Annotated in this window: 17 protein-coding genes and 3 pseudogenes; 5 read left to right on the top strand and 15 right to left on the bottom strand. The window is 65.8% G+C overall.

Annotated features, from left to right (window positions below):
* Positions 1–41 precede the first annotated feature (41 nt).
* Positions 42–683 (top strand): TetR/AcrR family transcriptional regulator C-terminal domain-containing protein, encoded by a 642-nt coding sequence (locus A7D17_RS05770; RefSeq protein WP_193395319.1) that lies wholly within the window; start codon positions 42–44, stop codon positions 681–683.
* Positions 684–1,043: 360 nt separating this feature from the next.
* Here A7D17_RS05770 and A7D17_RS05765 read toward each other — a convergent pair whose 3' ends face one another.
* From A7D17_RS05765 to creD, 7 genes are all read right to left on the bottom strand, one after another.
* Positions 1,044–1,550 (bottom strand): transcriptional repressor, encoded by a 507-nt coding sequence (locus A7D17_RS05765; RefSeq protein WP_064508224.1) that lies wholly within the window; start codon positions 1,548–1,550, stop codon positions 1,044–1,046.
* Between the two features lie 13 nt (positions 1,551–1,563).
* Positions 1,564–2,967 carry a glutamate--tRNA ligase gene (gene gltX / locus A7D17_RS05760; RefSeq protein ID WP_064508223.1) on the bottom strand — a complete coding sequence of 468 codons (1,404 nt, stop codon included), beginning with the start codon at positions 2,965–2,967 and terminating at the stop codon, positions 1,564–1,566.
* A 69-nt stretch (positions 2,968–3,036) separates the two neighbouring features.
* The gene (locus tag A7D17_RS05755) at positions 3,037–4,128 is read right to left on the bottom strand and encodes a DUF3616 domain-containing protein (protein ID WP_064508222.1); all 1,092 of its coding nucleotides are present in this window, start codon (positions 4,126–4,128) and stop codon (positions 3,037–3,039) included.
* A 146-nt stretch (positions 4,129–4,274) separates the two neighbouring features.
* Entirely contained in the window at positions 4,275–5,171 is an 897-nt protein-coding gene (locus tag A7D17_RS05750; protein WP_064508221.1) for a carbon-nitrogen hydrolase family protein, read from the bottom strand.
* Between the two features lie 83 nt (positions 5,172–5,254).
* A complete protein-coding gene (locus A7D17_RS05745) occupies positions 5,255–5,866 on the bottom strand; it encodes a GNAT family N-acetyltransferase (RefSeq protein WP_064508304.1) in 612 nt (203 codons plus the stop codon).
* Between the two features lie 42 nt (positions 5,867–5,908).
* On the bottom strand, positions 5,909–6,328 hold the full coding sequence (locus tag A7D17_RS05740) for a hypothetical protein (RefSeq protein WP_064508220.1): 420 nt from the start codon (positions 6,326–6,328) through the stop codon (positions 5,909–5,911).
* Positions 6,329–6,335: 7 nt separating this feature from the next.
* Complete coding sequence (gene creD / locus A7D17_RS05735; RefSeq protein ID WP_064508219.1) at positions 6,336–7,655, bottom strand: cell envelope integrity protein CreD; 1,320 nt, start codon at positions 7,653–7,655, stop codon at positions 6,336–6,338.
* Between the two features lie 437 nt (positions 7,656–8,092).
* Between creD and A7D17_RS05730 the strand changes: the two genes are divergently transcribed.
* Positions 8,093–8,905 (top strand): C1 family peptidase, encoded by an 813-nt coding sequence (locus A7D17_RS05730; RefSeq protein WP_064508218.1) that lies wholly within the window; start codon positions 8,093–8,095, stop codon positions 8,903–8,905.
* Positions 8,906–9,025: 120 nt separating this feature from the next.
* Here the strand turns inward: A7D17_RS05730 and creC are convergent, their stop codons facing one another.
* Together creC and creB are read right to left on the bottom strand one after the other, a co-directional pair.
* Positions 9,026–10,474: a two-component system sensor histidine kinase CreC gene (gene creC / locus A7D17_RS05725; RefSeq protein ID WP_064508217.1), complete on the bottom strand. Its 1,449-nt coding sequence runs from the start codon at positions 10,472–10,474 to the stop codon at positions 9,026–9,028.
* 49 nt (positions 10,475–10,523) lie between these two features.
* On the bottom strand, positions 10,524–11,237 hold the full coding sequence (gene creB / locus A7D17_RS05720) for a two-component system response regulator CreB (RefSeq protein ID WP_193395318.1): 714 nt from the start codon (positions 11,235–11,237) through the stop codon (positions 10,524–10,526).
* 164 nt (positions 11,238–11,401) lie between these two features.
* Here creB and A7D17_RS05715 point away from each other — a divergent pair, with 164 nt between their 5' ends.
* The 3 genes from A7D17_RS05715 to mfd all read left to right on the top strand — a co-directional run bounded on the left by A7D17_RS05715 (position 11,402) and on the right by mfd (position 17,361).
* Positions 11,402–12,310 carry a 23S rRNA (adenine(2030)-N(6))-methyltransferase RlmJ gene (locus tag A7D17_RS05715; RefSeq protein ID WP_064508216.1) on the top strand — a complete coding sequence of 303 codons (909 nt, stop codon included), beginning with the start codon at positions 11,402–11,404 and terminating at the stop codon, positions 12,308–12,310.
* A 379-nt stretch (positions 12,311–12,689) separates the two neighbouring features.
* Complete coding sequence (locus A7D17_RS05710) at positions 12,690–13,232, top strand: GNAT family N-acetyltransferase (RefSeq protein ID WP_029219309.1); 543 nt, start codon at positions 12,690–12,692, stop codon at positions 13,230–13,232.
* Positions 13,233–13,893: 661 nt separating this feature from the next.
* On the top strand, positions 13,894–17,361 hold the full coding sequence (gene mfd, locus A7D17_RS05705; protein ID WP_064508215.1) for a transcription-repair coupling factor: 3,468 nt from the start codon (positions 13,894–13,896) through the stop codon (positions 17,359–17,361).
* A gap of 66 nt (positions 17,362–17,427) precedes the next feature.
* Here mfd and A7D17_RS05700 read toward each other — a convergent pair whose 3' ends face one another.
* From A7D17_RS05700 to A7D17_RS05675, 6 genes and pseudogenes are all read right to left on the bottom strand, one after another.
* Complete coding sequence (locus A7D17_RS05700) at positions 17,428–18,078, bottom strand: hypothetical protein (protein ID WP_239692146.1); 651 nt, start codon at positions 18,076–18,078, stop codon at positions 17,428–17,430.
* Between the two features lie 42 nt (positions 18,079–18,120).
* Positions 18,121–21,859: pseudogene (locus A7D17_RS05695) on the bottom strand (coiled-coil domain-containing protein).
* A 319-nt stretch (positions 21,860–22,178) separates the two neighbouring features.
* A complete protein-coding gene (locus A7D17_RS05690; protein ID WP_064508301.1) occupies positions 22,179–22,811 on the bottom strand; it encodes an imm11 family protein in 633 nt (210 codons plus the stop codon).
* Between the two features lie 43 nt (positions 22,812–22,854).
* Positions 22,855–23,158 (bottom strand): annotated as a pseudogene (locus A7D17_RS05685) (hypothetical protein); the annotation flags it as partial.
* 5 nt (positions 23,159–23,163) lie between these two features.
* Positions 23,164–23,340, bottom strand: a pseudogene (locus A7D17_RS05680) (SymE family type I addiction module toxin); the annotation flags it as partial.
* 209 nt (positions 23,341–23,549) lie between these two features.
* Positions 23,550–23,782, bottom strand: a 233-nt coding sequence (locus A7D17_RS05675) for an IS3 family transposase (RefSeq protein WP_153041903.1), incomplete at its 5' end; no start/stop codon positions are given.

Below are 23,782 nucleotides of genomic sequence, written 5' to 3'. Positions count from 1 at the left end.
CGGTTGGGCTCGTCAAGCATTCCTGCCCAGTCGGTATACTTATGAACCAACAGGAGGATGCGATGCGGGTCAGAACCGAGGAAAAACGCGACGCCATCGTGCAAGCGGCCAGCGAGGTGTTTCTCGAGCACGGCTTTGAAGGAGCCTCGATGTCACTGATCGCGGCCCGCGTTGGCGGCTCCAAACGCACGCTGTACGGGTATTTCCCGTCCAAGGAAGAACTGTTCGTCGCCGTCGCCATGGCCATGGCCGACAGCTACATCGAGCCGCTGCTGGTCACCCTGGAGCAGACCGATGCGCCGCCGGAGCAGGCCTTGCTGCGCTTCGGCCAGGACATTCTGGCCTTCGTGTGTGCGCCCGAGTCGGTGACGGTGCTGCGCACCGTCATCGGGGTGGCCGGGCGTTCGGACGTGGGCGCGCTGTTCTACCGCAGCGGCCCCGGCGAGGGTCTGCTGCGGGTGGCCCATTACCTGCAGGCGCAGATGGACAAGGGCGCGCTGCGCCGTGCCGACGCCACGCTGGCGTCGCGGCAGCTGAGCGCGCTGCTGGAAGCGGAGACCTTGATGCCCTGCCTGTTCGGCGCGCTGGAGGACCCCTCGCCTGAGTATCTGCGCGAAGCGACGCAGCGCGCGGTCGCCCTGTTTCTGGCGGGCTATGGGTGCAAGACCGGCGCCACGGCGTGATATGCGGTGGTGTCTGATAGCTTGGGTAAGCGACGAGTCGCTGGCGACGCCACTGATACGCGTGCAGGGCACTCGTGCACGCGCATACTGTTCGAAGCGTGGTTGGTGTGACCACAACAGCGCATTTTGGCTGCAGCAGATGGCTGAGCCTGCGCGCTGCCGGCAACTTATAGGGTGGCTAACACCACCACGTCACGCCAGCTGATCTGCTGCCTGGCGGCAGGACCCTTGCCGCCCATCGTCGCGGGACACGCTGCAGGTACGTCCCTGCAAGCTCTTGCGCGGTATCCATGCCGCGTAGGTGCCGCGACGGTTTGTTAGCCGCTCCAAGTGAACCGCCCTGCGTTCGCCTGGCGATGCTTACTCGGCCACCGCGCACTTGGCGCACAACCCATGCACTTCCAGCGTCTGTGCCTGTGGCTGGAAACCCAGCGCCTTGGCGCGGGCTTCCAGTTGCGAGACCACGTCGCGATCTTCCAGCTCCACCGCGCTATGGCAGCGGTCGCAAATCAGGAACGGCACCGAGTGCTGGGCGCTGTTGGGGTGATGGCAGGCGACGAAGGCATTGACCGATTCGAGCTTGTGCACGAACCCGTTGGCCATCAGGAAGTCCAGCGCGCGGTAGACAGTGGGCGGGGCATCGGCGCCCACGCCCTTGCCTTCGCGCACCCAGTCCAGCAGTTCGTAGGCCTTGACCGGCTTGCCGGCATCGGCGATCAGCCGCAGCACGTTGGCGCGGATCGGCGTCAGCCGCAGGCCGCGTTCGCTGCAGGCGCGCTCCACCGCGCGCACGAAGCTGTTGGCATCGTCGACGTGGTGATGCGGCTCGGTGCAGGCATGGTCCTGCGTGTGGGTGTGCTTGGTCATACAGGCTCCGGCGTCAGGCCGCTCCTATCTTGATGAGTGCCGCATCGATGCGTTTCAAGGCACCCTCGCGGCCGGCCAGGTACACCGTCTGCGAAATGTCCGGGCTGACCTGGGTGCCGGTGATGGCCACGCGCAGCGGCTGGGCCACCTTGCCCATGCCCAGTTCCAGTGCCGCAGCGGCATCGTGCAGCGCTGCCGAGACGCTTTCCACGGTCCATTCGCGCTGCGCCGCCAGCAGCTCGCGCGCCTTGCCCAGCGGCACTTCGGCGCCCAGCTTCAGGTGCTTGATCACCGCCGCTTCGTCGTAGACCTCCAGCGGCTGGTACCAGACCACGGCTTTTTCGGCCATGTCCTTGAGGGTCTGCACACGCTCACGCAGCGCCACCACCACATCGGCGGCGGCCGGGCCTTGGGTCAGGTCGATGCCGAGCTTGCCCAGCTGGTATTCCAGCTGCGGCGCGATGCTGGCCGGGTCGTCGGTCTTCAGGTAATGCTGGTTGACCCAGCCGAGCTTGGCCATGTCCAGCCGCGCGGCCTTGGAATTGACGTCGGTGATGTCGAACAGGTCCAGCAGCTCCTGGCGGCTGAACAGCTCCTGGTCGCCATGCGACCAGCCCAGACGGGCCAGATAGTTGATCAAGGCATGCGGCAGGTAGCCGGCGTCCTTGTACTGCATCACATCGGCCGCACCGGTGCGCTTGGAGAGCTTGGCGCCCTCCTCGTCCAGGATCATCGGCATATGGCCGAAACGCGGCACTGGCGCACCCAGCGCTGCGTAGATGTTGATCTGGCGCGGGGTGTTGTTGATGTGGTCGTCGCCGCGGATCACCTCGGTGATGCCCATGTCCCAGTCGTCCACCACCACCGCGAAGTTGTAGGTGGGATAGCCGTCCGGACGGAAGATCACCATGTCGTCGAGCTCGCTGTTGGCGATCTCGATGCGGCCCTTGATCAGGTCGTCGAAGACCACGCTGCCGCCGACCGGATTCTTGAAGCGGATGACGCGATTGGGGTCGTCGCGGTACGGCAGCTGCTGCTCGCGTGCGGCGCCGTTGTAGCGCGGCTTTTCCTGCTTGGCCATTGCGGCCTCGCGCATGGCATCGAGCTCTTCGCGGGTTTCGTAGGCGTAATACGCCTTGCCCTGCGCCAACAGCTGCTCGGCCACCTCCTGGTAGCGCGCGATGCGCTGGGTCTGGTAGATCGGGCCTTCGTCGTAGTCCAGGCCCAGCCAGTCCATCGCTTCCAGGATCGCGTCGATGGCCGCCTGGGTGCTGCGTTCGCGGTCGGTGTCTTCGATGCGCAGCACGAACTGCCCGCCGCGACGACGTGCCTCCAGCCAGCAATACAGGGCAGTGCGGGCGCCGCCGATATGCAGGTAACCGGTGGGGCTGGGGGCAAAGCGGGTGCGGCAGGTCATGGAGCGCTCGGCGAAACGGGGATGAGCCGATTTTACCTTGCGCAGCGTGGCCCTGCCCGGCCCGCCGATTCAGCGGTTGCGCAACAGGTCGCCGTACACCACGCACTCGCCACCGCTGCGCGCCGGGCCGGGTGCGTCGTACAGCACCAGCCAGCTGGGTGTCTTGCCAGCCAGCTGCGGTGGCAGGTTGCAGATCGCCTCGGCGCGGTCGCTGTCGGTACCGTGCGGCAGCACCGCCGACTCCAGCAGCGTGTGCTGGAAACGCACCGTCTCTTGATTGGCGGCCAGCTGCTTGCGCGCGTCCGGCCATTTGAACAGGCGGATTTCGCCGTTCAACACCATGGTCGGCCCGGCCAGCAGGTACAGGTCGTCCCCGGAATAATGCAGGTCGCGGATGCCCAGCCCGCCCAATTGCAGGAAGTGTTTGCGCAACAGCGTGCCGTCGTCATCCAGCGGCGCCAGGCGCAGATGGTCGCCATGCGCCTCCACCTGGATTTCCAGCAGCGCCGACCAGCCACGCAGCACCGGCCCGCGCAGGCCCAGCAACAGGCGCTGGCCATCCACCACGATGCCTTCGATATCGAAGCCGTTGTCCTTGCCGGGAATCTTCAGGAACGGGCCGAAATGCGGGTCGTCGGCCAGCAGCTCGGTGAGCTGGTTGTGCTTGGCATCGCCCTTGAGCCGCAATGCGCGGCGGCCGTCGGCGGTTTCGCGTACCAACCGCGGCGCCCCGTCGTCGTCGCGCTCGATCGGCAGGCAGGCCAGCAGGCGACGGTTGGCGTCGAGCTTGAGCTTGGTCAGGCGCTTGGCGTTATCGGCATCGTCGCGATCGGGCTTGGCATTCTTGCGCTTCAGCCCATGCGATCCGACCACCCACAGGTACCCGTTTGACAGCCCCATGCCTTCCAGGTCGGCTTCCTCGGCGTCTTCGCCGGGCAGGTCCAGCAACTCGGCCAACGGAAAACTCTGCCCCTCGCCGAAGCGCAAGACCTCGCGCTGGCCGGGCGGCAGCTTGCGCAACCGGTCCACCGCACAGGCTTCGTCGCCGGCGACCCACAGCCAGTCGTCGGTGAACGCCGCGCCGGAAAGATTGCTGTGCACCAGGGCGCCCGGGGTGAACTCAAGCCGGACGCTATGCGGGATCAGGGTTTTCTTGGCCATGTGAGCGGGTGGGCAACCGTACGGAAGAAGACCGCCAGTACACCACGACCACAGTGCCGATGGACGCTGTGGTGACAGAACGGACAGCAGCGCGGCGGTACTGAAGCGACTCCCTGGCCTGCTCCCTGGCCGCGATCAACGCAGGCTCACTCCCACGCCGCCAGCCGGGCACGCGCCAGACCGGCCGCCCACTGCCCGGGCCAATCGCGGTCGTTGGCCACCTGCGCCTGCGCGCGGCTGGCCTCGAAGGCAGCGATATCCAGTGCCGCATACGCCCACACCGCCTCGCCCCGGGTCTGCGCCACCACGCCGTCATCCGGGAAGCCCACATCCATCGGCGCGAACACCGCTGCCTCGCCGGTATTGATGTCCAGCGCCGGGCTCCAGGGCGCCTGCCCGGCGGTGACCGATTGCGCGACGAACATGCGGTTTTCCAGCGCGCGCGCCAGGCAGCCGATGCGTACGCGGGTGGCGCCGGCGGCGGTGTCGGTGCAGCTGGGCACGATCAGCAGGCGTGCACCGGCCTCGTACTGCGCCCGCACCGGCAGCGGGAATTCGCTGTCGTAGCAGATTGCGATCGCCGCGCGCACACCATCGACGTCGAACACCTTGAGCGCATCGCCCGGCTCGATCAGCCCGGTGGCCTTTTCGAAGCCGGTGAGCTGTAGCTTGTCCTGCCAACCGTGGCGGCCATCGGGGGTGAACCAGTCGCTGCGATTGCGGTAGCGGCCCTGGCCCAGATCCAGCAGGAAACTGCCGGGTACCAGGTGCAGCCGGTGCTGACGCGCCAGGCCGGCAAAGAGTTCAAGCCATGGCGCGCGCAAGGCCTGGATGGCGGCCAAGGATTCCGGCAGGCCGGCAGACACCTGCGTGCCGAAGGTCGCGCCCAGCTCCAGCGACAGGTATTCCGGCAACACCGCCACGCGGGCGCCGGCCAGCGCAGCCTCGCCGACCAGGGCCGACACGCGTGCGGCAAACGCATCGAAATCCGCCGGGCGGCCGATCGGGTACTTGGCAACGGCAATGGTGAGCGGCGCATTCATGGGCTGGGTCCTGGGGCGGCAAATGGAGACACGCGGGCGGGCCATGGTCGCAGCCAGCGACAACGCAGACGGTGCAAGCGCGACTAGTCTGCCAACGTGCGTGTCCAGACGCTCAAACTGTGGTCGATCTCGCCGTGTTGCAACTCTGCCCAGGCCAGCCGCACCTGCATGTGCGACTGCGGCGCATAGCCGCGCTTGCGCCAGAACGCATCGTTGGGGCGATCGTCGGCCGGCTTGCGTGGGTCCTCGGGCGCACGGTCCACGGAGCAGAAAGCGGTCAGCGCGTAGCCGCCCAACGCGCGCGCATGCGCCTCGCGGCGGTCGAAGAACGCGTGGCCAATGCCTCGCCCGCGATACGCGGGCAGCAGCACCGACTCGCCGAAGTAGAACACGCGGGCCGGGTCGATGCCGGCTGCGCGGAAGGGCGCATGGAAGGCGTCGCTGTCATCGAGCAGCGGCAGGCCGGTGGAGGCACCGATCACCGCATCGCCATCGCGTGCCAGCACGAAGACGCTTTGCGGCGACGCCGCATATGCCGCCAGATAGCTGCGTTCGTAATCGGCATCGCCGTCGTACAGATACGGCCATGCTCGGAACACCGCGATGCGCAGCTGCGCCACCGCGTCCAGATGCGGCAACACCGCGTTGCCGCTCACCGCTTCAACACTGAGGGAAGCACCGGTCATGCCGGCCATGGTAAGCGAGCCGGCTGCATTGCGCTGCTGTGCCACCGCACCTCAGCGCAACCAGCTGCGGTGGCGCCGCTCCGTGGCAACCGGCTGTTGCCACATCAACCACACCGCGGCGTCTTCTGCGACCACCAGCACCCCGAGCAGCGCATCGCTGCTGCGGGCCCAGTAGCTGCCATTGCTCAGCCGCTGCCATGGTCCGTAACGACGCAGTGCCACGGCTCCGGCCTGCAGCTGTTGCCGCGACGCCTGCAAGAATGCGCAACCGCCGCTACGTAGCGCCTGCGCCGTCCCCTCATGCAAGCGCAGGCCGATCACGCCGCGGCGCCCCTGCCCGGCCAACGACAAGGCCGACAGTGCCGAACATTCCCAATCGTGCGGTGGCGCTGCGGGAAGCAGCGCCACTGTCTCGATCCCGGCGGGCAGTAGCCGCTGCGCCCGCCGGACCACCTGCCCCTGCGTCCTCATGCCGACCTCAGCGCAGGCTGTTGCCAAGCTCGTACCAATCGAGCTTGCGGGTCACCCACATGATGCTGGCCAGGATGCCGAACAGCAGCAACGACCCCATCAGCAGCGCGTTGTCTTCGGAGATCAACAGGCTGTACAGCACGCCATACAGCGCGGTGAGCATCACCGAGAATCCCGCCGCGCGGCCCCAGCTGCGCAACACCCCGGACAGGTAGAAGAACTGCAGGCCGATACAGGCCGCCGCCGACAGCAGGTAGGCCTGCCAGAACGCGATGTGCTCGGACAGGCTGAGCAGCAACAGGAAGAAGATCGCCAGCGCCAGACCCACCAGCAGGTACTGCAACGGATGGATCGGCAGGCGCTTGATCAGCTCGAACAGCACGAAGGCCACGAAGGTCAGCACCACGAACAGGATGCCGTACTTGCTGGCGCGGTCGGCCTGGGTATACACGTCCACCGGGTCCACCAGGCGCACCTCCAGCATGTCCAGCGCAGACTGGCTGGACTGCAACTGCGTCTGTGCGCCGGTGGCCAGCGACGACAGCGACCAGCTGGCATCGAAGCCTTTCGGGCCGATGCTGGGCGCGTTGGGCAGGAAACGGCCGCCGAAGGACGGGTGCTGCCAGGCAGAACGCAAGGCGATCTCGTTGTTGTCGGCGATCGGCGCGATGGCCAGCCGGCGGGTACCGTCCAGCACGAACTGCATGTCCACCACATTGCCCGCCTGCAGCCGCCCGGCCACCGGATCGGCCAGCGGGCTCAGTTCGGCATGCACGCCCGCCGACCGATCCGCCAGCGCGCCGGCTCCACTTTCCAGTGCCACTGCACGCCCATCCACCTGCAGCCGCGGCGTGCCGACCAGCCCGCGCACATCGGAAATGCCTACCGCCAGATGCGGCTGGCCATACACGCGGGTGGGCACGGCGGCGTAGTCCAGCGGTTCGTATTCCGCGTGCAGCGTCGCTTTCCAGGAATACACCTGCACGCGGTACAGGCCCACTTCGCGCACCGACGGCACCATTTCACCGCCGAGTTTCAGGCTGCGCGGGGTCTGCAACAGCGCACCCTCGCGCTTGCGCCACACCTTGCGCTGGTTGCCCTGCTCGTCCGGCTCGGTCACCTGCACGTCTTCGGTATACGGCAGCACGCGCACCGGCGCGATGAACTGCTGCTCGCCGGCCTTGCTCTGCGCCACCCGCTCCACCGCCTCGTCACGGTAGCGGGCACGGTCCTGCACCGCGCCCCGGATCAGCAACAAGGGAATCAGCAACAACAGGATCAGCCCGCCGATGGTGGCGAAGCGCAACAACAGTTTCAGGGATTTCATCGACCGTCCTCAGTCTGGGAGGTGCTCAGGCTGCGCGGTGTCGGTGGTGAGGGTTTGAGGCGAATTTGAAGCGAATGTGAAGTAGCCGCCGCGCTGACCTGCGCGCCGGCACTGTGACGCACTGGGGGAATACGAAGATCCATTGGCGCAGATGCAACCCAGGCCCACAACCTGCTTCCGTTTCCTCGACAACACTTCGCATCACCACTGCGCGCGGCAGCGGCAGGCGCAACGATGCGCCTGCAGTTGCGTACTGCAGGTTCGTACCGTCGACTTTCGTGTTGTTCTGAGCACGGCTTTCCAGTCCCGTCTTTTTTCAGACGTTCGTCACTTCGCGCGCGCCACATCGGCGCCATTGCATCCGCATGCCCGCTGGCCGCCCGTGGCTCCACCCCTGCATCGACTGCGTTCCTCTCTTAGCCTGGAGTTTTCCTGCCATGAACACCCAACGTTCGCTCGTGCTCTGCCTGCTCGCTTGCCTGAGCCTGTCATCCGCTGTCGTGCAGGCCGCAACGCACGGCATGGGCTTGAAACCATCGTCGCTGATGCAGCCGGTCACCCCGCCGTTCGGCACTGCGAGCGCCGCCAAATCGCTGCCTGCGACGGTGGACCTGACCGTCTGGGCGATCCCGCCGGGCGACCAGGGGCAGGTGAATTCCTGCGTATCGTGGGCGACTGCCCACACCCTCACCGGCTGGTATGCCAACGCCAACAAACAGGCGCAAACCCGCTTTGCCCCGATGTATCTCTACAGCCAGGTCAATGGCGGCGTCGATGACGGTTCCAGCCTGGAAGCGCCGTTGGAGGTGGCGCTGGCGCAGGGCATCGACACCGAGCAGCATTATTCGTGGGGCAACTACAACTGGAAGAACCCGCCCACCGCTGCCGACCGCGCCAACGCGGCCAGGAACCCGACGCCGTACCGCAAGTACACGGTGCTGTATTCGGGCAACGGCAACGGTGGGCGTGCCCTGATCGAGCAGATCAAGCTTGCGTTGGCTGCGTCCACGCCGGTGGTGATCGGCTTCAATGTCCGGCAAGGCTTCGAGGACCTCTCGCCAAAGAACCAGGTCGATTACGACATCACCACGCCGCTCCTGGGCGGGCATGCAGTGATCGCGCTGGGCTACGACAGCGAGGGGCTGTTGATCGAAAACAGCTGGGGCACCGAGTGGGGCAACAAGGGCTTCGGCAAGCTGGCGTGGTCGGTGGTGGCCAAGGACGTCATCGGGGCCGACGTGGTGCACTGACGCGCGCCACGCGGTCTGGTCCGCCATTGATCCAGATGCGGCATGTGCCTCGGCGCATGCCGCATCTGCCCTGCGGCGGCATTCGGCTGCCGGCCTGTCGTGCACCGCACGCCAGGCGCGTCAGCCGATGCGCAGGCGCAGTGCTGCCACCGCTCCACCGCCTTCGCGATTGCGCAAGGCCACCTCGCCGCCGTGCAGGCGCGCCACTTCACGCACGAACGGCAGGCCCAGACCGGAACTGCGTTGCCCGGTCTGCGGGCGTGCCAACGAGTAGAACCGCTCGAACACGCGTTCGATCGCGTAGTCCGGCACGCCGCTGCCGCGATCTTCGACCAGCAGTTGCAGCTGCGCACCCTGCACCTGCGTCCGCAATTGCACGTGGCTGCCCGCGGGTGAGAATGCAATGGCATTTTCCAGCAGGTTGATCAGCGCCTGCCGCAGCAAGAACGCATCGCCATGCACGGCCTGACCGCCGGCCGTCGGGCCTGCGGCATCGATCGCGACCTGCACCCCGGCGCTGGCAGCGCGTTGCGCCACGGCATCCACCGCCGCCTGCAGCAAGCCGGACACGGCGATGCGCTCGCGCGTCTGCAGCCAGCCGTGCTGTTCCACTTCGGCGAGCGCCAGCAGCTTGTCGATGGTTTCGGTCAGGCGTTGCTCCTGCGCACGGATGCTGGCGACGAAGTGCTGGCGGTCGGCGTCCGGCAACGGCTCGGTGAGCAGCTCCGAGGCGCCACGGATCGCGGCCAGCGGGCTTTTCATCTCGTGCGTCAGCGACTGCACATACTGCTCGACATAGGCCTTGCCTTCCAGCTTGCGACGCATGGTTTCCAGCGCCTGGCCGAGGTCGCCGATTTCATCGCCGCGCGGCTCGGGTGGCGGCACCGGCATGCCGGCGCTCACGGCCTGCGCATAACGGTTGAGCCGGCCGATACCGCGCATCAACCACCACGTCATCGCGATGCCGATCAATGCGGAAATACCGATTAACCAGGCGCCGCGCTGCAGGATGTTGCGTTGGCTGGCTTCGATGAAGGGATCGATGCTGCGATTGGGCTGGGCCAGGGTCAGCACGCCGATCAGTTTCTTCGGATCGTCCGGCGCATAGATCGGTGCGGCGACATGCATCACCGTCGCGGTGGGGTCGCCATCGATCTCGGGGCTGGAACGCGCACCATACTCACCGCGCAAGGTGCGATAGACATCGTTCCAGCGCGAATTGTCGCGACCCACATCGCGGCCCAGCGAATCGAACACCACCACGCCGCGCGCATCGGTCACGGTGACGCGGTAGTCCACGTTGTTCTTGCGGAAGCGCCACACCCAGGCCTTGGGATCGCGATGCTGCGCCTGCGCCAGATGGCGGGCGAAGCTGCCGCTGGCAATCGTCCCCTGCGCAAGCTCGGGGCTGGCCATCTCCGCCAGCACATTGGCCGCATCCACCAGGGTCGATTCCATCGCCTGGCGCACGCCGGGCTTGACCTCGTTGACGAACACCCGCATCACGAAGAACGCGGCCAGCCCGACGATCAGGAAAAATCCCAGGAACAGCTTGAGCCCGAGCCGCATTTCAGCGCGCCGCCCGGGTGATGCACGCACACCTGCGCGAGGTCATCGCCTACAGCTCCAGCGCGTAGCCAAGGCCACGGTGGGTGCGGATCGGGTCGGCCGGCACGCCGGCCTGGCGCAGCTTTCCGCGCAGGGTCTTGATATGGGTATCGACGGTGCGGTCGGCGCTGTCGGCGCTGGCATCCCAGCCACGATCCATCAACTGCGCGCGGCTGAGGATGGCGCCGGGACGCTGCAGCAGTGCGGCCAGCAATGCGTATTCGTAGCGGGTCAGCGGCAGCAGGGCCTCGCCGTAGCGGATGCGGCTGCCTTCGCGGTCGATCGCAAAGCCGCCATGCGGTTGCCAGCCTGGTTCGGCCACCGGTGCCACCGCGGCCACGCTGCGGCGACGCAGGCGGGCGCGCACCCGTGCCACCAGCTCGCGCGGGGAGAACGGCTTGGCCATGTAATCGTCGGCACCCAGTTCCAGCCCGAGCACGCGATCGATCTCGTCGTTGCGCGCAGTGAGGAAGATCACCGGCACCTCGCTGAAACTGCGCAGGCTGCGACAGACCTCGAAACCATTGATGTCCGGCAGGCCGACATCCAGCACCACCAGATCGGCCGGCTCGGCACGCAGCCGCGCCAGCGCCTCGCGGCCCAACAGGCAGTGTTCGGGCGCATAGCCTTCGCTGCGCAGCGCGTACAGCACGGTATCGGCGATAGCGGCTTCGTCTTCGACGACGAGCACGCGGACAGGAGTGTCGGACATGGCGCGCAGCATAGCCGCAGGCGTGCACGATCTATAGCGCTGTAGCGCCACGGCAGCGCGCGCAAGACTTCCCGACAGCGCAGGCCTGATCGCTGGCGCCGCCCGCACCGGCAGCAGCAGACCGCAAGCGACCGCGCACCCCAGCGCAAACCCCCGCGCCCGCTTACACTGCCGCGATGAACTATCGCCACGCCTTCCATGCCGGCAACCATGCCGACGTGCTCAAGCACATCGCCTTGCTGGCGCTGATCGACTCGCTCAAGCGCAAGGACACCCCGTTCTTCGTGCTCGACACCCACGCCGGGCGCGGCCGCTACCAGCTCGGTGGCGAGGAAAGCCGCAAGACCAGCGAAGCCGATGCGGGGGTGATGCGGTTGATGGCCGAATCCACCCTGCCGGAGGTGGTCGAGCGCTACCTGCGCGCGGTGCAGGCCGACAACCACCCCCCCGCGCGCACCGCCGCCCCCGGGCAAAAGCCGGCGCGCCCCACCGCCGGCATCCAGCTCAACCACTACCCCGGCTCGCCGCTGCTGGCCGCCCAAGCGCTGCGCGAGCAGGACCGCATGGCGTTCTGCGAACTGCAGCCGGACGAAGCCCAGGCACTGAAGCAGCTGTTCGACAAGGACAGCCGCGTGCGCGTACACGCCGGCGACGGCTATGCGGCGATCCGCGCCTTCCTGCCGCCGCGCGCGGGCGACACCAAGATCGGTCGCGGGCTGGTGCTGATCGACCCGCCCTACGAAGCGCAGGATGCCGAGTACCCGCAGATCATCCATAGCGTGCGCGAGGCCCTGGCGCGCTGGCCGCAGGCCATCTGCATGGTGTGGTACCCGATCAAGCTGCGCCGCAGCCTGCAGCCGTTCATGCGCAAGGCCGCCACCCTGCCGGCCAAATCGGTGCTGGTCGCCGAGCTGCAGGTTCGCCCGGACGACTCGCCGCTGCGCCTGACCGGCAGCGGGCTGTTGATCGTCAACGCACCCTGGCAGTTCGACCAGGTGCTGGCGCCGGCCTTGCCGGTGCTGAAGAAGCACCTGGGCGAACCCGGCGCTTCGACCCGGCTGGAGTGGCTGCGGCAGGACGCCTGATCCGCCGCCGGCCGTCACCCTGGCCGGTGGCGTCCAGGGAGCGGGACGATAGGCAGCGGCAAGCCGCTGGCTGTCACCGCGCCGGGCCCTTGGCGCGGACTCGCTGCATGCCAGCAACGGGCTGGTCCCGGATTGACTGCCCGGCCGCCGGGATCGCGCACTCAGCCGCCCGGTTGCCACGTCGCCTCCCGGAGGCTGGATTGACTGCGCCCGGCCAGCGCCTGTCCCGACACTCTCACGACTGGCTCACGGCTCGGCTCGTTACAGTTGCGTGGGAAGCACTGCCACCCCCTGTTGGTCCTTGGCAACGCACCGGATTCATTCACGGTTGCGCGCCGGGCTGGTGCCAGAATCTTCCGATCTTCAAGGAATACCGGTCATGGCCATTCGCAATCGCATGCCTCCCTGGCATGAAAACTTCAGCCTGCCCAATGGCCGCACCCTGCTGCTCCGCCCGATCCGTCCCGAGGACGGCCCGCCGCTGCAAGGGGCATTCAGCCTGTTGGGACCGGAGGAAATCCGCGCGCGCTTCGTGCGTTCCTCCGCCGAAATCACCCCGGAGATGGTGCAGCGCCTGACCCATCCCAACCCCAAGAGCGAGATCGTGCTGGTTGCCGCCGAGCAGCTGCCGCCGGGCGAAGCCCTGGTCGGCGCGGTGGCGCGCGCAGCGTTGGTGCCGGGCACCCGCCAGGCCGAGTACACCATTCTGGTCAGCAGTTTCGTCGCCGGCCAGGGGCTGGGCCGGCAGCTGATGCGCAAGCTGGTCAAGTGGGCGCGCCGCAAATACCTCGACTGCCTGTTCGGCGACGTGCTGCAGAGCAATGTACCGATGCTGCAGCTGGCCGAATCGCTGGGCTTCAAGCCGCAGGCGCATCCGGAGTCGCCGGAGTTGGTGCGGATGGTGCTGGAGTTGGATGCTTGAGGGGCTGGGATTCGGGAATCGGGATTTGGGATTCGTAAGAGCGGATTGCGGTTACTTGGGGCGATCGCGGCCTGGGTCTTGCTTCATCACGGGAAAGCCCCCGTTCCGCGGCGACCTGACGTTCCTCGACGGTGAGCTGCGAAACCTGCCGAGACGATCGGCATTCTGGCTGACACCTAAGGCTGCCTGCCGGTCCTTCCCCTCGCCGCTTGCGGGATCCTGGGTTGGCATGGATGCCACGCCGCATCCGCGCCGCCGCTCCCCGGAGGTAGACAGCCCGACGTTTGGCCACTGAGAGCTGCCACCACCGTCGAGAGTGCCGCCGTGCTGACGGGAGCGCTGTGTTTGGCTCATACCAAGGCGCCAAGTGAAACCGTCTGGCGCGGTGTCCTCGCCGCTTGCGGGACCGTGTGATGGCATGGATGCCGCCACCGAGCCTGCAGGGACGGATTCACGGCGTGTCCCGCAAGCGGTGAGGGCACCGCGCACTCGACCAGCGTGGCTTTGGACTTTCCAGGCCCCACAGAGAGCCGCCAACAAGACAGATGCACGAGTTCGCCAGGGCTGTCGCCCTGCAGCGCCCTTCTCCGTGCACCGTACGACCCAGCTTTCACGCCAGATGGACCGGGCACTGCGGGGGCTCTGATAAAATCGCGGGCTGATGCCGTCGCCTACCTACCCCTCTCCGCCGCTGCCCAAGTCTGGCCAGCTCCGCGCCTATTGGCGCGCACCGTCGTCGCCCACCGCATTGGCCTGGTCGATTGCGCGGGCTGCCGAGGCGCGTGCCGGGCCGCTGCTGGTGATCGCACGCGACAACCAGAGTGCACACCAGATCGAGTCCGATCTGCAGGCCCTGTTGGGCGAATCCTCGTCGCTGCCGGTGGTGCCGTTTCCCGACTGGGAAACCCTGCCCTACGACCAGTTCAGCCCGCACCCGGAGATCATCAGCCAGCGGCTGGCTGCGCTGCATCGCCTGCCCGGCCTGAGCAAGGGTGTGGTGATCGTGCCGGTGCAGACGTTGCTGCAGCAGTTGGCGCCACTGAGCTATATCGTCGGCGGCAGCTTCGATCTCACCGTTGGCCAGCGGCTGGATCTGGAGGCGGAAAAACGCCGCCTGGAAAGCGCCGGTTACCGCAACGTCCCGCAGGTGATGGACCCGGGCGATTTTGCGGTGCGCGGCGGCTTGCTGGATGTGTTCCCGATGGGTGCGGACACGCCACTGCGGATAGAGCTGCTGGACGAGGATATCGATTCCATCCGTGCCTTCGATCCCGAGTCGCAGCGCTCGCTGGACAAGGTGGACGCAGTGAAGATGCTGCCCGGCCGCGAAGTGCCGATGGACGATGCCAGCATCGAACGCGTGCTGGCCTGCCTGCGCGAACGTTTTGACGTGGATACCCGCCGCAGCGCGTTGTACCAGGACCTGAAGTCCGGCATCGCGCCCTCTGGCGTCGAGTATTACCTGCCGATGTTCTTCAGCAAGACAGCCACGCTGTTCGATTATCTGGACAAGCGCGTGCTGCCACTGATCGCCACCGGCGTTTCCAATGCCGCCGATGCGTTCTGGACCCAGGCGCAACACCGCTACGAACAGCGCCGCCACGATGTGGAGCGGCCGCTGCTGCCGCCGGACGAGCTGTACCAGTCGCCCGATGCGCTGCGCGAGCGGCTCAACAAGCTGGCCCGCATCGAAGTGTGGCCAGCCGATCACCCGCGCATCGAGGACGCCGCCGCGCTCGGCGACCAACCGTTGCCGCCGCTGCCGGTGGCCGCAAAGGACGCACCCGCCGGGCAGGCGCTGGCGTCCTTCCTGGGCCATTACCCGGGCCGCGTGCTGGTGGCCGCCGATTCGGCCGGCCGTCGCGAGGCCTTGATGGAAGTCTTGGCCGCCGCACAGCTCAAGCCGGACGTGGTCGCCGACCTGCCTGCATTCCTGGCCGCGGCCACGCTGCGTTTCGGCATTACCGTAGCACCGCTGGAAGATGGCTTTGCACTGGATGACCCGCAGATCGCCGTGCTCACCGAGCGCCAGCTGTTTCCGGAGCGGGCTAACCAGCCGCGCCGCACGCGCCGGGTGGGGCGCGAGCCGGAAGCGATCATTCGCGACCTGGGCGAGCTGTCCGAAGGCGCGCCGATCGTGCACGAGGATCACGGCGTGGGCCGCTACCGCGGCCTGATCGTGCTCGATGCCGGCGGCATGCCCGGCGAGTTCCTGGAAATCGAATACGCCAAGGGCGACCGGCTGTATGTGCCGGTGGCGCAGCTGCACCTGATCAGCCGCTACTCCGGTGCCTCGGCCGAGACCGCGCCGCTGCATTCGCTGGGCGGCGAGCAATGGACCAAGGCCAAACGCAAGGCTGCGGAAAAGGTCCGCGACGTGGCCGCGGAACTGCTGGAGATCCAGGCACGTCGCCGTGCACGCGCCGGCCTGGCGTTGCAGGTGGACCGCGCGATGTACGAGCCGTTCGCGGCTGGATTTCCGTTCGAGGAAACCGGCGACCAGTTGGCCGCCATCGATGCGACGCTGCGCGATCTGGGCAGCAGCCAACCGATGGACCGCGTGGTTTGCGGCGACGTGGGCTTCGGCAAGACCGAAGTTGCGGTGCGTGCGGCGTTTGCCGCCGCCAGTGCCGGCAAACAGGTCGCCGTGCTGGTGCCGACCACATTGCTGGCCGAACAGCACTACCGCAATTTCCGCGACCGCTTCGCCGATTACCCGATGAAGGTGGAAGTGCTGTCGCGCTTCAAGAGTACCAAGGAAATCAAGGCCGAACTGGAGAAGGTCGCCAGCGGTGATATCGACGTCATCATCGGCACGCACCGCCTGTTGCAGCCGGATGTGAAGTTCAAGGATCTCGGCCTGGTCGTGGTCGACGAAGAACAGCGCTTCGGCGTGCGCCAGAAGGAAGCGCTCAAGGCGATGCGTGCCAACGTGCACCTGCTCACCCTCACCGCCACGCCGATCCCGCGCACGCTCAATATGGCCATGGCCGGCCTGCGCGACCTGTCCATCATCGCCACCCCGCCGCCGAACCGGCTGGCGGTGCAGACCTTCATCACCGCCTGGGACAACACGCTGCTGCGCGAAGCATTCCAGCGCGAGTTGAGCCGCGGCGGGCAGCTGTACTTCCTGCACAACGATGTGGAAAGCATCGTGCGCATGCAGCGCGAGTTGTCCGAACTGGTGCCGGAAGCGCGCATCGGTATCGCACACGGGCAGATGCCCGAACGCGAGCTGGAACGGGTGATGCTGGATTTCCAGAAGCAGCGCTTCAACGTGTTGCTGTCGACCACGATCATCGAATCGGGCATCGACATCCCCAACGCCAACACCATCATCATCAATCGCGCCGACCGTTTCGGCCTCGCGCAGTTGCATCAGCTGCGTGGCCGCGTGGGCCGTTCGCACCATCGCGCCTACGCCTATCTGGTGGTGCCGGACCGGCGCTCGATGACCTCCGATGCCGAGAAACGCCTGGAAGCGATCGCTTCCATGGACGAGCTCGGTGCCGGCTTTACGCTGGCCACGCACGATCTGGAAATCCGCGGCGCCGGTGAGTTGCTCGGCGAAGACCAGAGCGGGCAGATGGCCGAGGTCGGCTTCAGCCTCTATACCGAACTGCTGGAACGCGCGGTGCGCAGCATCCGCCAGGGCAAGCTGCCCGACCTGGATGCCGGTGAGGAAGTGCGCGGCGCCGAGGTGGAGCTGCACGTGGCCTCGCTGATTCCCGAGGATTACCTGCCCGACGTACATACGCGCCTGACCTTGTACAAGCGCATTTCCAGCGCGCGCGATGCCGAGGCTTTACGCGAATTGCAGGTGGAAATGATCGACCGCTTCGGCCTGCTGCCGGACCCGGTCAAGCACCTGTTCGCCATTGCCGAGCTCAAGCTGCAGGCCAATGCGCTGGGCGTGCGCAAACTGGATCTGGGCGAAAACGGCGGGCGGCTGTTGTTCGAAGCCAAGCCGGCCATCGATCCGATGACCATCATCCAGATGATCCAGAAGCAACCGAAGATCTACACCATGGATGGCCCGGACAAGCTGCGCATCAAGTTGCCGCTGCCCGAGGGCGCGGACCGCTTCAACGCCGCGCGCGGATTATTGGCGGCCTTGGCACCGGGTTAAGAACAACACCCAAGTCTGCACATATCGAGGGCGCATGTCGCGTAAGCCGGCACTACCGGCCAGCTTTTATTGCGAAGCGGAGTTGCGAAGCACGACTTCCCAATACTGGCCTCGATCGCCGTAGCGCGGCCCCTTCTTCTCGACCTCGGCGCAGAGTCTGTCTGTGCCGCAGGGCACCAGATTGGCGCGCACGACCCGATCCAGATAGGCGATTTCCGACTTGCGCTGCGCTGCTTCCGCGATCGCCGCTTTCGTGTTGTCGGCCGCGTAGCCTGCGACGACAACACTCAGGACACCCGACACCAACAAGGCGATCGAAGCGATCCACATGCGTCGCGTGGTTGTCGTTTCCAGGGTGTGCTGCGCTTTCGCATAGCGTTGGGTGGCCTGCTGCAGCGTCTGGTCCGCATCGGCCATCTGCTTGGTGAAGTGCGCTGCCGCAGGTTCCAGAGTCTGCGTCAACGCCTGCTGGCTCAATTGCGTCAAGCGTGGCAGCGCGCTTTCGACCACCCGAGTGACCCGCTGATCGGCGCTGTTGACTGCGCTCTGGAGTAGCTGCAGCTGTTGTCGCAGCAGATCTTCCAGGCCCCGCGCTCCCTGCTTTTGCACCGCAATCAAGGTTGCCATGACATCGATCGCGTCCTGCAATGTCTGGCTGGACGCATGCAACGCGGCGTCGGCGTCGGCCAATACAGATCTGTCCTGCATCTCCATCATGCTGCTCCTGTCAAAAAGTCGATGCGCTGCACGCGCTCTGAATCACCCACCACCTCCGGCGCCACCACCACCACCTCCTCCGCCACCACCGTCGCCCCCACCACCGTCACCCTGCGGTCCGCTCTGCATCATGGGTCCGTGGGCGAACTGCGGCAACGTCATCACCATCACCGGGCCACGACTGGTCTGCACTTCTGCTGGCGTCTCCATTGCCAACGCCTGGCGTGCGCCGACCTGTTCCTGTGCTTCCTGCATGGCCTTGGCTTCCAGATGTTCGCGCCCGCGTTGGATCAACGCATGGGTGCTGGCGCTATTGGCGATCCGCATCAAGGCTTCATCGATCGCCACGTCGTTTTTGGAGTCTATAGCGTAGATGAGATCGTTGACATCCTGGTTCTTGCTGACATTCCTCCGCCTGGGTTGCTGGTCATCGGCCTGCGCGTTGCCTGTGTGCGCAACGGCGCTCGGTGCATCCCTGCGGGAGACGGCGTCCTGGGGGCCGGAGGCGATTTTCCTCAGCGCCGAGGGGCTATCCGGGTCGTAGCCATCGCGCAGTTCCAGTTCCGTATACGGTTGTTCGCCGCGCACCATGCGCGCCTGACGCGCTTGGAAGACACGGGTGTCCATCTCAAGATCCTGTTCGATCTGGACGCGCAAGGCACGCATTTTCTGTAACGTTGCGAGCCACGCTTCGGGGCTTCCAGGCGTTGGGGCAGCGGGCGCGTCTTGCGCCACACTCTGCGCGGGCAACGCCGGCTGGCGCGCTGCCGAGACGCTCGCAGGCTCGCCGACCGAGCGTTCTGCGGTGGGCGCGTCCATCGAGAGCCCCGACGCGTGGGCAAGGTCCGTGGACGATGACAACGACGCAAGGTCGTCCTGCATTTCCAGCACGGTGGGTTGCGGCGTCTGCGCCTGTGGAGCGTCATCTTGCTCGGCGCCCAACGGTGTAGCGCGCGATAGCGCTGGTGGCGCGTTCCGCATTTGAGCGAGCTGCGTGTGTGCCGGTTGCTCGGACGGTTGCGTCGACACTCCCTGGTCCGCAATCGGCGGCTGTTGCTCGCGCACCGCTGCGCCACGTTGCGGACCTGCTGGCACTGCATGCGCGATTTCAACGGTCTGCGTTAGGTGCAGCGGCGTTTCTTCGGTGCGCTGCTGCGAGTGTTGTCCGAGCATGTGGGGGCGGCGCCATCTCGTCTGCGCGGGATTGCCCGTGCGCTCGCTGCTGTGCTTGCGTGTGCTGGGCAATAACGTCCTGGCCCTGATGCGCTTGCCTTTCTTGCGCTTGCGCGTCCTGTGCTTGAAGCAGCGGCGAAACGGGTAGCGGCATGTCTTGGGTGGAGTGATGCGCCTGCGCCGCGGCTTGGCGCGCGCGCAGCTCCTGCTCGGGCTGTCCGGCGTCCCCTGCATGGAGCGACTGTTGCTCAGGACGATGAGCATCTTGTGCCTGCTGCGCCTGATCGCGCAGTTGTACTTGCTGGTCCTGACGTGTTTCCTGTTCGCGCTGCAGGGTGTCGTGAGCCTGCCGCTGCGCCTGCTCGCGCTGTTGGCTCTCTTGCGCCTGTTGCTTTGCCTGCTCGCGCTGTTGGGTGTCCTGCGTCTGACGTTCATGCTGCTCCAGCCGTTGCGGCTCTTGCTGGCGAAGCTCCTGCAATGCATGCGCCTGCAGCGCCTGAGCGTCCTGCACCCGGTCTTCGTGCGCGGTTTGCTCCTGCAGCCTGTGCGCGCGTGCCTGCGCTAGCTGCTGGTCTTGCACTTGCCGGTCCTCCTGCTGCCGTTCCTGACGCTCCTGCGCGGCGCTGGCCGCCTGGCCCCGCGCCTGCACGTCGAGCGCATGCTGGTTGGAGGGGGCGGAAGACGACGTGTCCGCATCTGCGGATCCGTCCGATGAGCGAGGCGCAGAGGCCAGCTGCTGTATCGGCGGGGCCGGGTTCTGCCGCGCCTGTACCTCCTGCAGCGCCTGGCGAATGTCCTCGGTGCTGGTGACTGCTGCAATACGCTCTACGCCATCGGGGCCGCGTTGCAGATGCGCAATCGGACTATCGGCGCCGAAGCTTCCACCAGGGCCGCGCTGCAGTTTTACCGATCCAGCGCCGGTCAGGCCGTGCTCTTCGCGCGTGCGCTGGGTCGCAAGCTCGATCGCCTCGCGCCACTGCGGCTGCAACTCGGTGCCGACGATGCGGTAGCGGTACTGTGTTTCCTCGTGCTGCAGATCCTGCGCTGACGGTGGCGATTGGCGGATGGCGGCAATCGCTTGCGCCTGCTCGGCCAGTGCCGGCAGCAGCATCGCGCGCATGGTCTCCAGTTCCAGCACGCGGTTGCCATCGGGTGGGGCGCCGTTGCTGGTCCACTGGCCTTCGATATCGCGGTAGTAGCGCTGGCCGTTCGAGGCGGTCAAGGCATCTGGATCCGGCAGCGCCTGCTGCACCGCTGGCGACATTGGCAGGCCATCGGCCGCCCAGCCGCTGCGGTGGTGCGCCAGTTCGTAGCGCGCGGCAATGGCGCCGGGACTGTTGGCGATGTTGCGGGCGATGGTGTCCTGCGCCTGCGCGTCCAGTTCGGCTTTGCGGTGCGGCAAGGCGGTTTCCTGCACGTAGCTGCCGCGATCATTGGCGCCAGCGATCTCGGCCTTGACCAGCCGATGCCACTGACCGTCCGCTGCATCGCGTCGCCAGTCGGCGCTGCTCAGGCTGGGGCGGTCAGTGGCATTGGCCGGCTGGCGATACGGATCCTGCGGAGCGGGGGCATCCTTGAGGGCGAGCGCTGCAGCGGCGTTGGTGGCCTGGTAATTGAGTTCGCGTGCCTTCTGGTAGCTGGCGGTGATCGGTGTGGATATCGGGTTGTCGATGCCGTCGTTGGTGGTGTCGGCCTTGCCCTCGCGTGCCCAGGCGACGCCGTTGAACGACCACTGGATACCCTCGCGATCGGTCTGGGTGTAGATGGCACGGTTGTCGAGCAACGCGGCAACCTTCTCGCCGGCGGTACTCAAGAAATACGCATCGGCCGCGATCAGCACCATCGGCCCGGCGCCCGAGCTGCCCAGCGCGTAGGCAGCCGCCGTGCCGCCGGCCCAGCCGCCGACGTTGCGGCCGGCAAAGTGGGCAAGCTCCGATTGCGCGGCGAGCGGGTTGTCCTGGCCGAGGAAACGTGTAGCGCGTTGGCCGGTCATCACCGTGTCGGCGGCGGTGGCTAGCAGACCGGCAGTGCGCATTACTTGGCCTGCAGATAGATCGCCTGCCAGCAACTCGGGAGTGACGAAACCGCGCTGCGAGAGCGGCGTGTATGGATGCGGTGCGGCGCCTGCTACGTTGCGAATACTGGGGGAAGCACCGCCGATGGTTGACGGCGTGTCATCCAGTACCTGCTGGACCACTGCCGCATTGGACTCGGATAGCCTTATTCGGCCGGCATCTTCGGCGTGCGCAATCGCCATGCGCAATTCTTCTCGGCCGGCGATCTCGCGGATAACGGCATCGCGTTCTTTCGGGACCGCGACCAGATTTTTGCCGGTCGTGCGTGCGTCATCGATCACCTTTGCGATCCGCTGCTCGGAATGGGTGATCGCGGCCCACTCGGCTTCAACGTTGCTCATGGAGCGCAGCGTCTTCAACTGGTCGGCGTGGGCAGTGCGGTATTGCTCGTACTCGGAAATAGTGCGGTAGTTTTGTGCGTTCGTCTCGGCCTTGGTCAAGTGATCCGGAGTGGTTGCGAACATATCGCGATTGATCAGCGCGACTTTGAGGGTGTCCTGCAGGTCGTGGACTTGGGCGGCGACGCGCTTCAATGCGGCAACGTCATCACCCATGGCGGCACGGCCATCGGAGGAGCTACGGAGATTGTTAAGATAATCCACAATTGCATCCGTATAAGACCTTCGCGTGCGTCCTCGGTGGGGAGAAGTTTCGATTTCGTCAGCCAGCTCACCCTCTACCGGAAGATAGAGACGATTGGTCGATATATCCTTTTCGATCAAGTGATGCTCGGCCAACTTTTTGAGCAAGTCATGCTTGCGAAAGATGGTGTTTTCAATGACATGATGACTTTCAAGGATGACGTTACTGGCCGGCATCTGTCTTTACCCCAAAATCCATGCGGAGAAATTTTTAACCATAATCTGCGGCGTCGATTAGCCGAACGCCACGCTTCCTGGGTGATTTGCCGAACCCCTGGGAAAGCAAGGTGTCTCGCAAGAACCGATCGCAAAATGCATCTGCCGTATAAGGTGTTCTGAAGACATGCGCGACCCCGACTACGTCTTTTCTGAATGCCAACTTTGCCCCCCCCAAAAGGCTGTAGTACTTGCCATTTGGATACCCGGTCAACACCTTGACGGTGGATGTCTCCTCGTCTATGGCGTCGATAATCCGCACTACCTCGCAAAGATAGTGCGGTGCCCCGGGCGTACCGTCTTCCAATCGGAAGTCGCATAGCGCGAAGGCAAAGCCCTCCGGGTCGGCAGCTTCAAGAACCTGCTTCAGCGGCTCGGAGACCAGCCAGTAGTCCTTGAATCCACTATCAAGGTCATCGGGCATATCGCCGATGCGGCTGTCGTAGCGCAGGCGCGGGATTTCCTTCAATGCAGCCAGGCCCGCGTCCTCGCCTGGCCGGCTGTAGGCAATGGAGAACGGCACAGCCTTTTCATTCTCGAACTCCACGCCATGCCCACGACCGCCTCCCCCGATATCGGACCTGAGGATGTAGAACTCGCCTTTCCTGGGTGCATTCTGAGTAGACACTTTTTTCTCCAAGGCACTCTTTCGATCAAGCGTAGCAAACTGTTTGCTTGAGATGGCCCGGCTGGCTATTGGCGCCAAACATGCCACCGGCGCCGCGTTGCAGTTTTAACGATCCAGCGCCGATAAGGCCGTACTCATCGCGCATGCTTTGGGTTGCAAGGTTGATCGCCTCACGCCACTGCGGCTGCAGCTCGGTGCCGACGATGCGATAGCGGTACTGCGTTTCCTCGCGCTGCAGATCCTGCGCTGACAACGGCGACTGGCGGATGGCGGATGGCGGCAATCGTTTGCGCCTGCTCGGCCAACGCAGGCGGCAGAATCATGTGGATGGTGATGTGGTGCAACACGCTGCTCAGTCCTTACGGGCCAAGCTCACCACCAACTCGCCGTCGCGCAAGCGGAGATCCAGCTTGCTGCCAACGACAAACCCCAGTTGCTCCAGCCAGCGGCCGCGCAGGTGCAACGTCGGCACAAGTTGCTCGCTGGCGGCATAGTAGCCATAGCCAACGGTGCACTGTTGTGGCGGACGCATGACAAAGCCTCCTTCACGGACATCGTCCCGCCGCCGGGTGGCGACGGGATGTCGGGAGGTTAGAAACCGCGAACAGTCGGCGGGCGTATTTCCCCGAAGGGTGTTGTATTAGCCGCCCTCCCGACGCAGGCATAGCGTCGGATGCACCTGCAAAAAAGCAGGCACAAAAAACCCACCGGTTGATACGCCCAGGGTTCCGTAGACACTCAAGACCCTCGTTGCGCGTAGCGCCGTTCGAACTCTACAGGCGACAGGTCGCCAGTTGAACCGTGGCGGCGTTTTGGGTTGTAGAACATCTCGATGTAGTCGAATACCTCGGCGCGTGCGGCGTCCCTGGTCGGGTAGATCCGCCGCCTGATCCGCTCGCGTTTGAGCAGGCCGAAGAAGCTCTCCACGGGTGCGTTGTCGTGGCAGTTGCCACGCCGACTCATGCTGCACA

Source organism: Xanthomonas floridensis, assembly GCF_001642575.1.
Classification (GTDB): domain Bacteria; phylum Pseudomonadota; class Gammaproteobacteria; order Xanthomonadales; family Xanthomonadaceae; genus Xanthomonas; species Xanthomonas floridensis.
The sequence above is the reverse complement of the archived record's forward strand: the minus strand, read 5'-3'. Positions and strand labels throughout refer to the sequence as shown.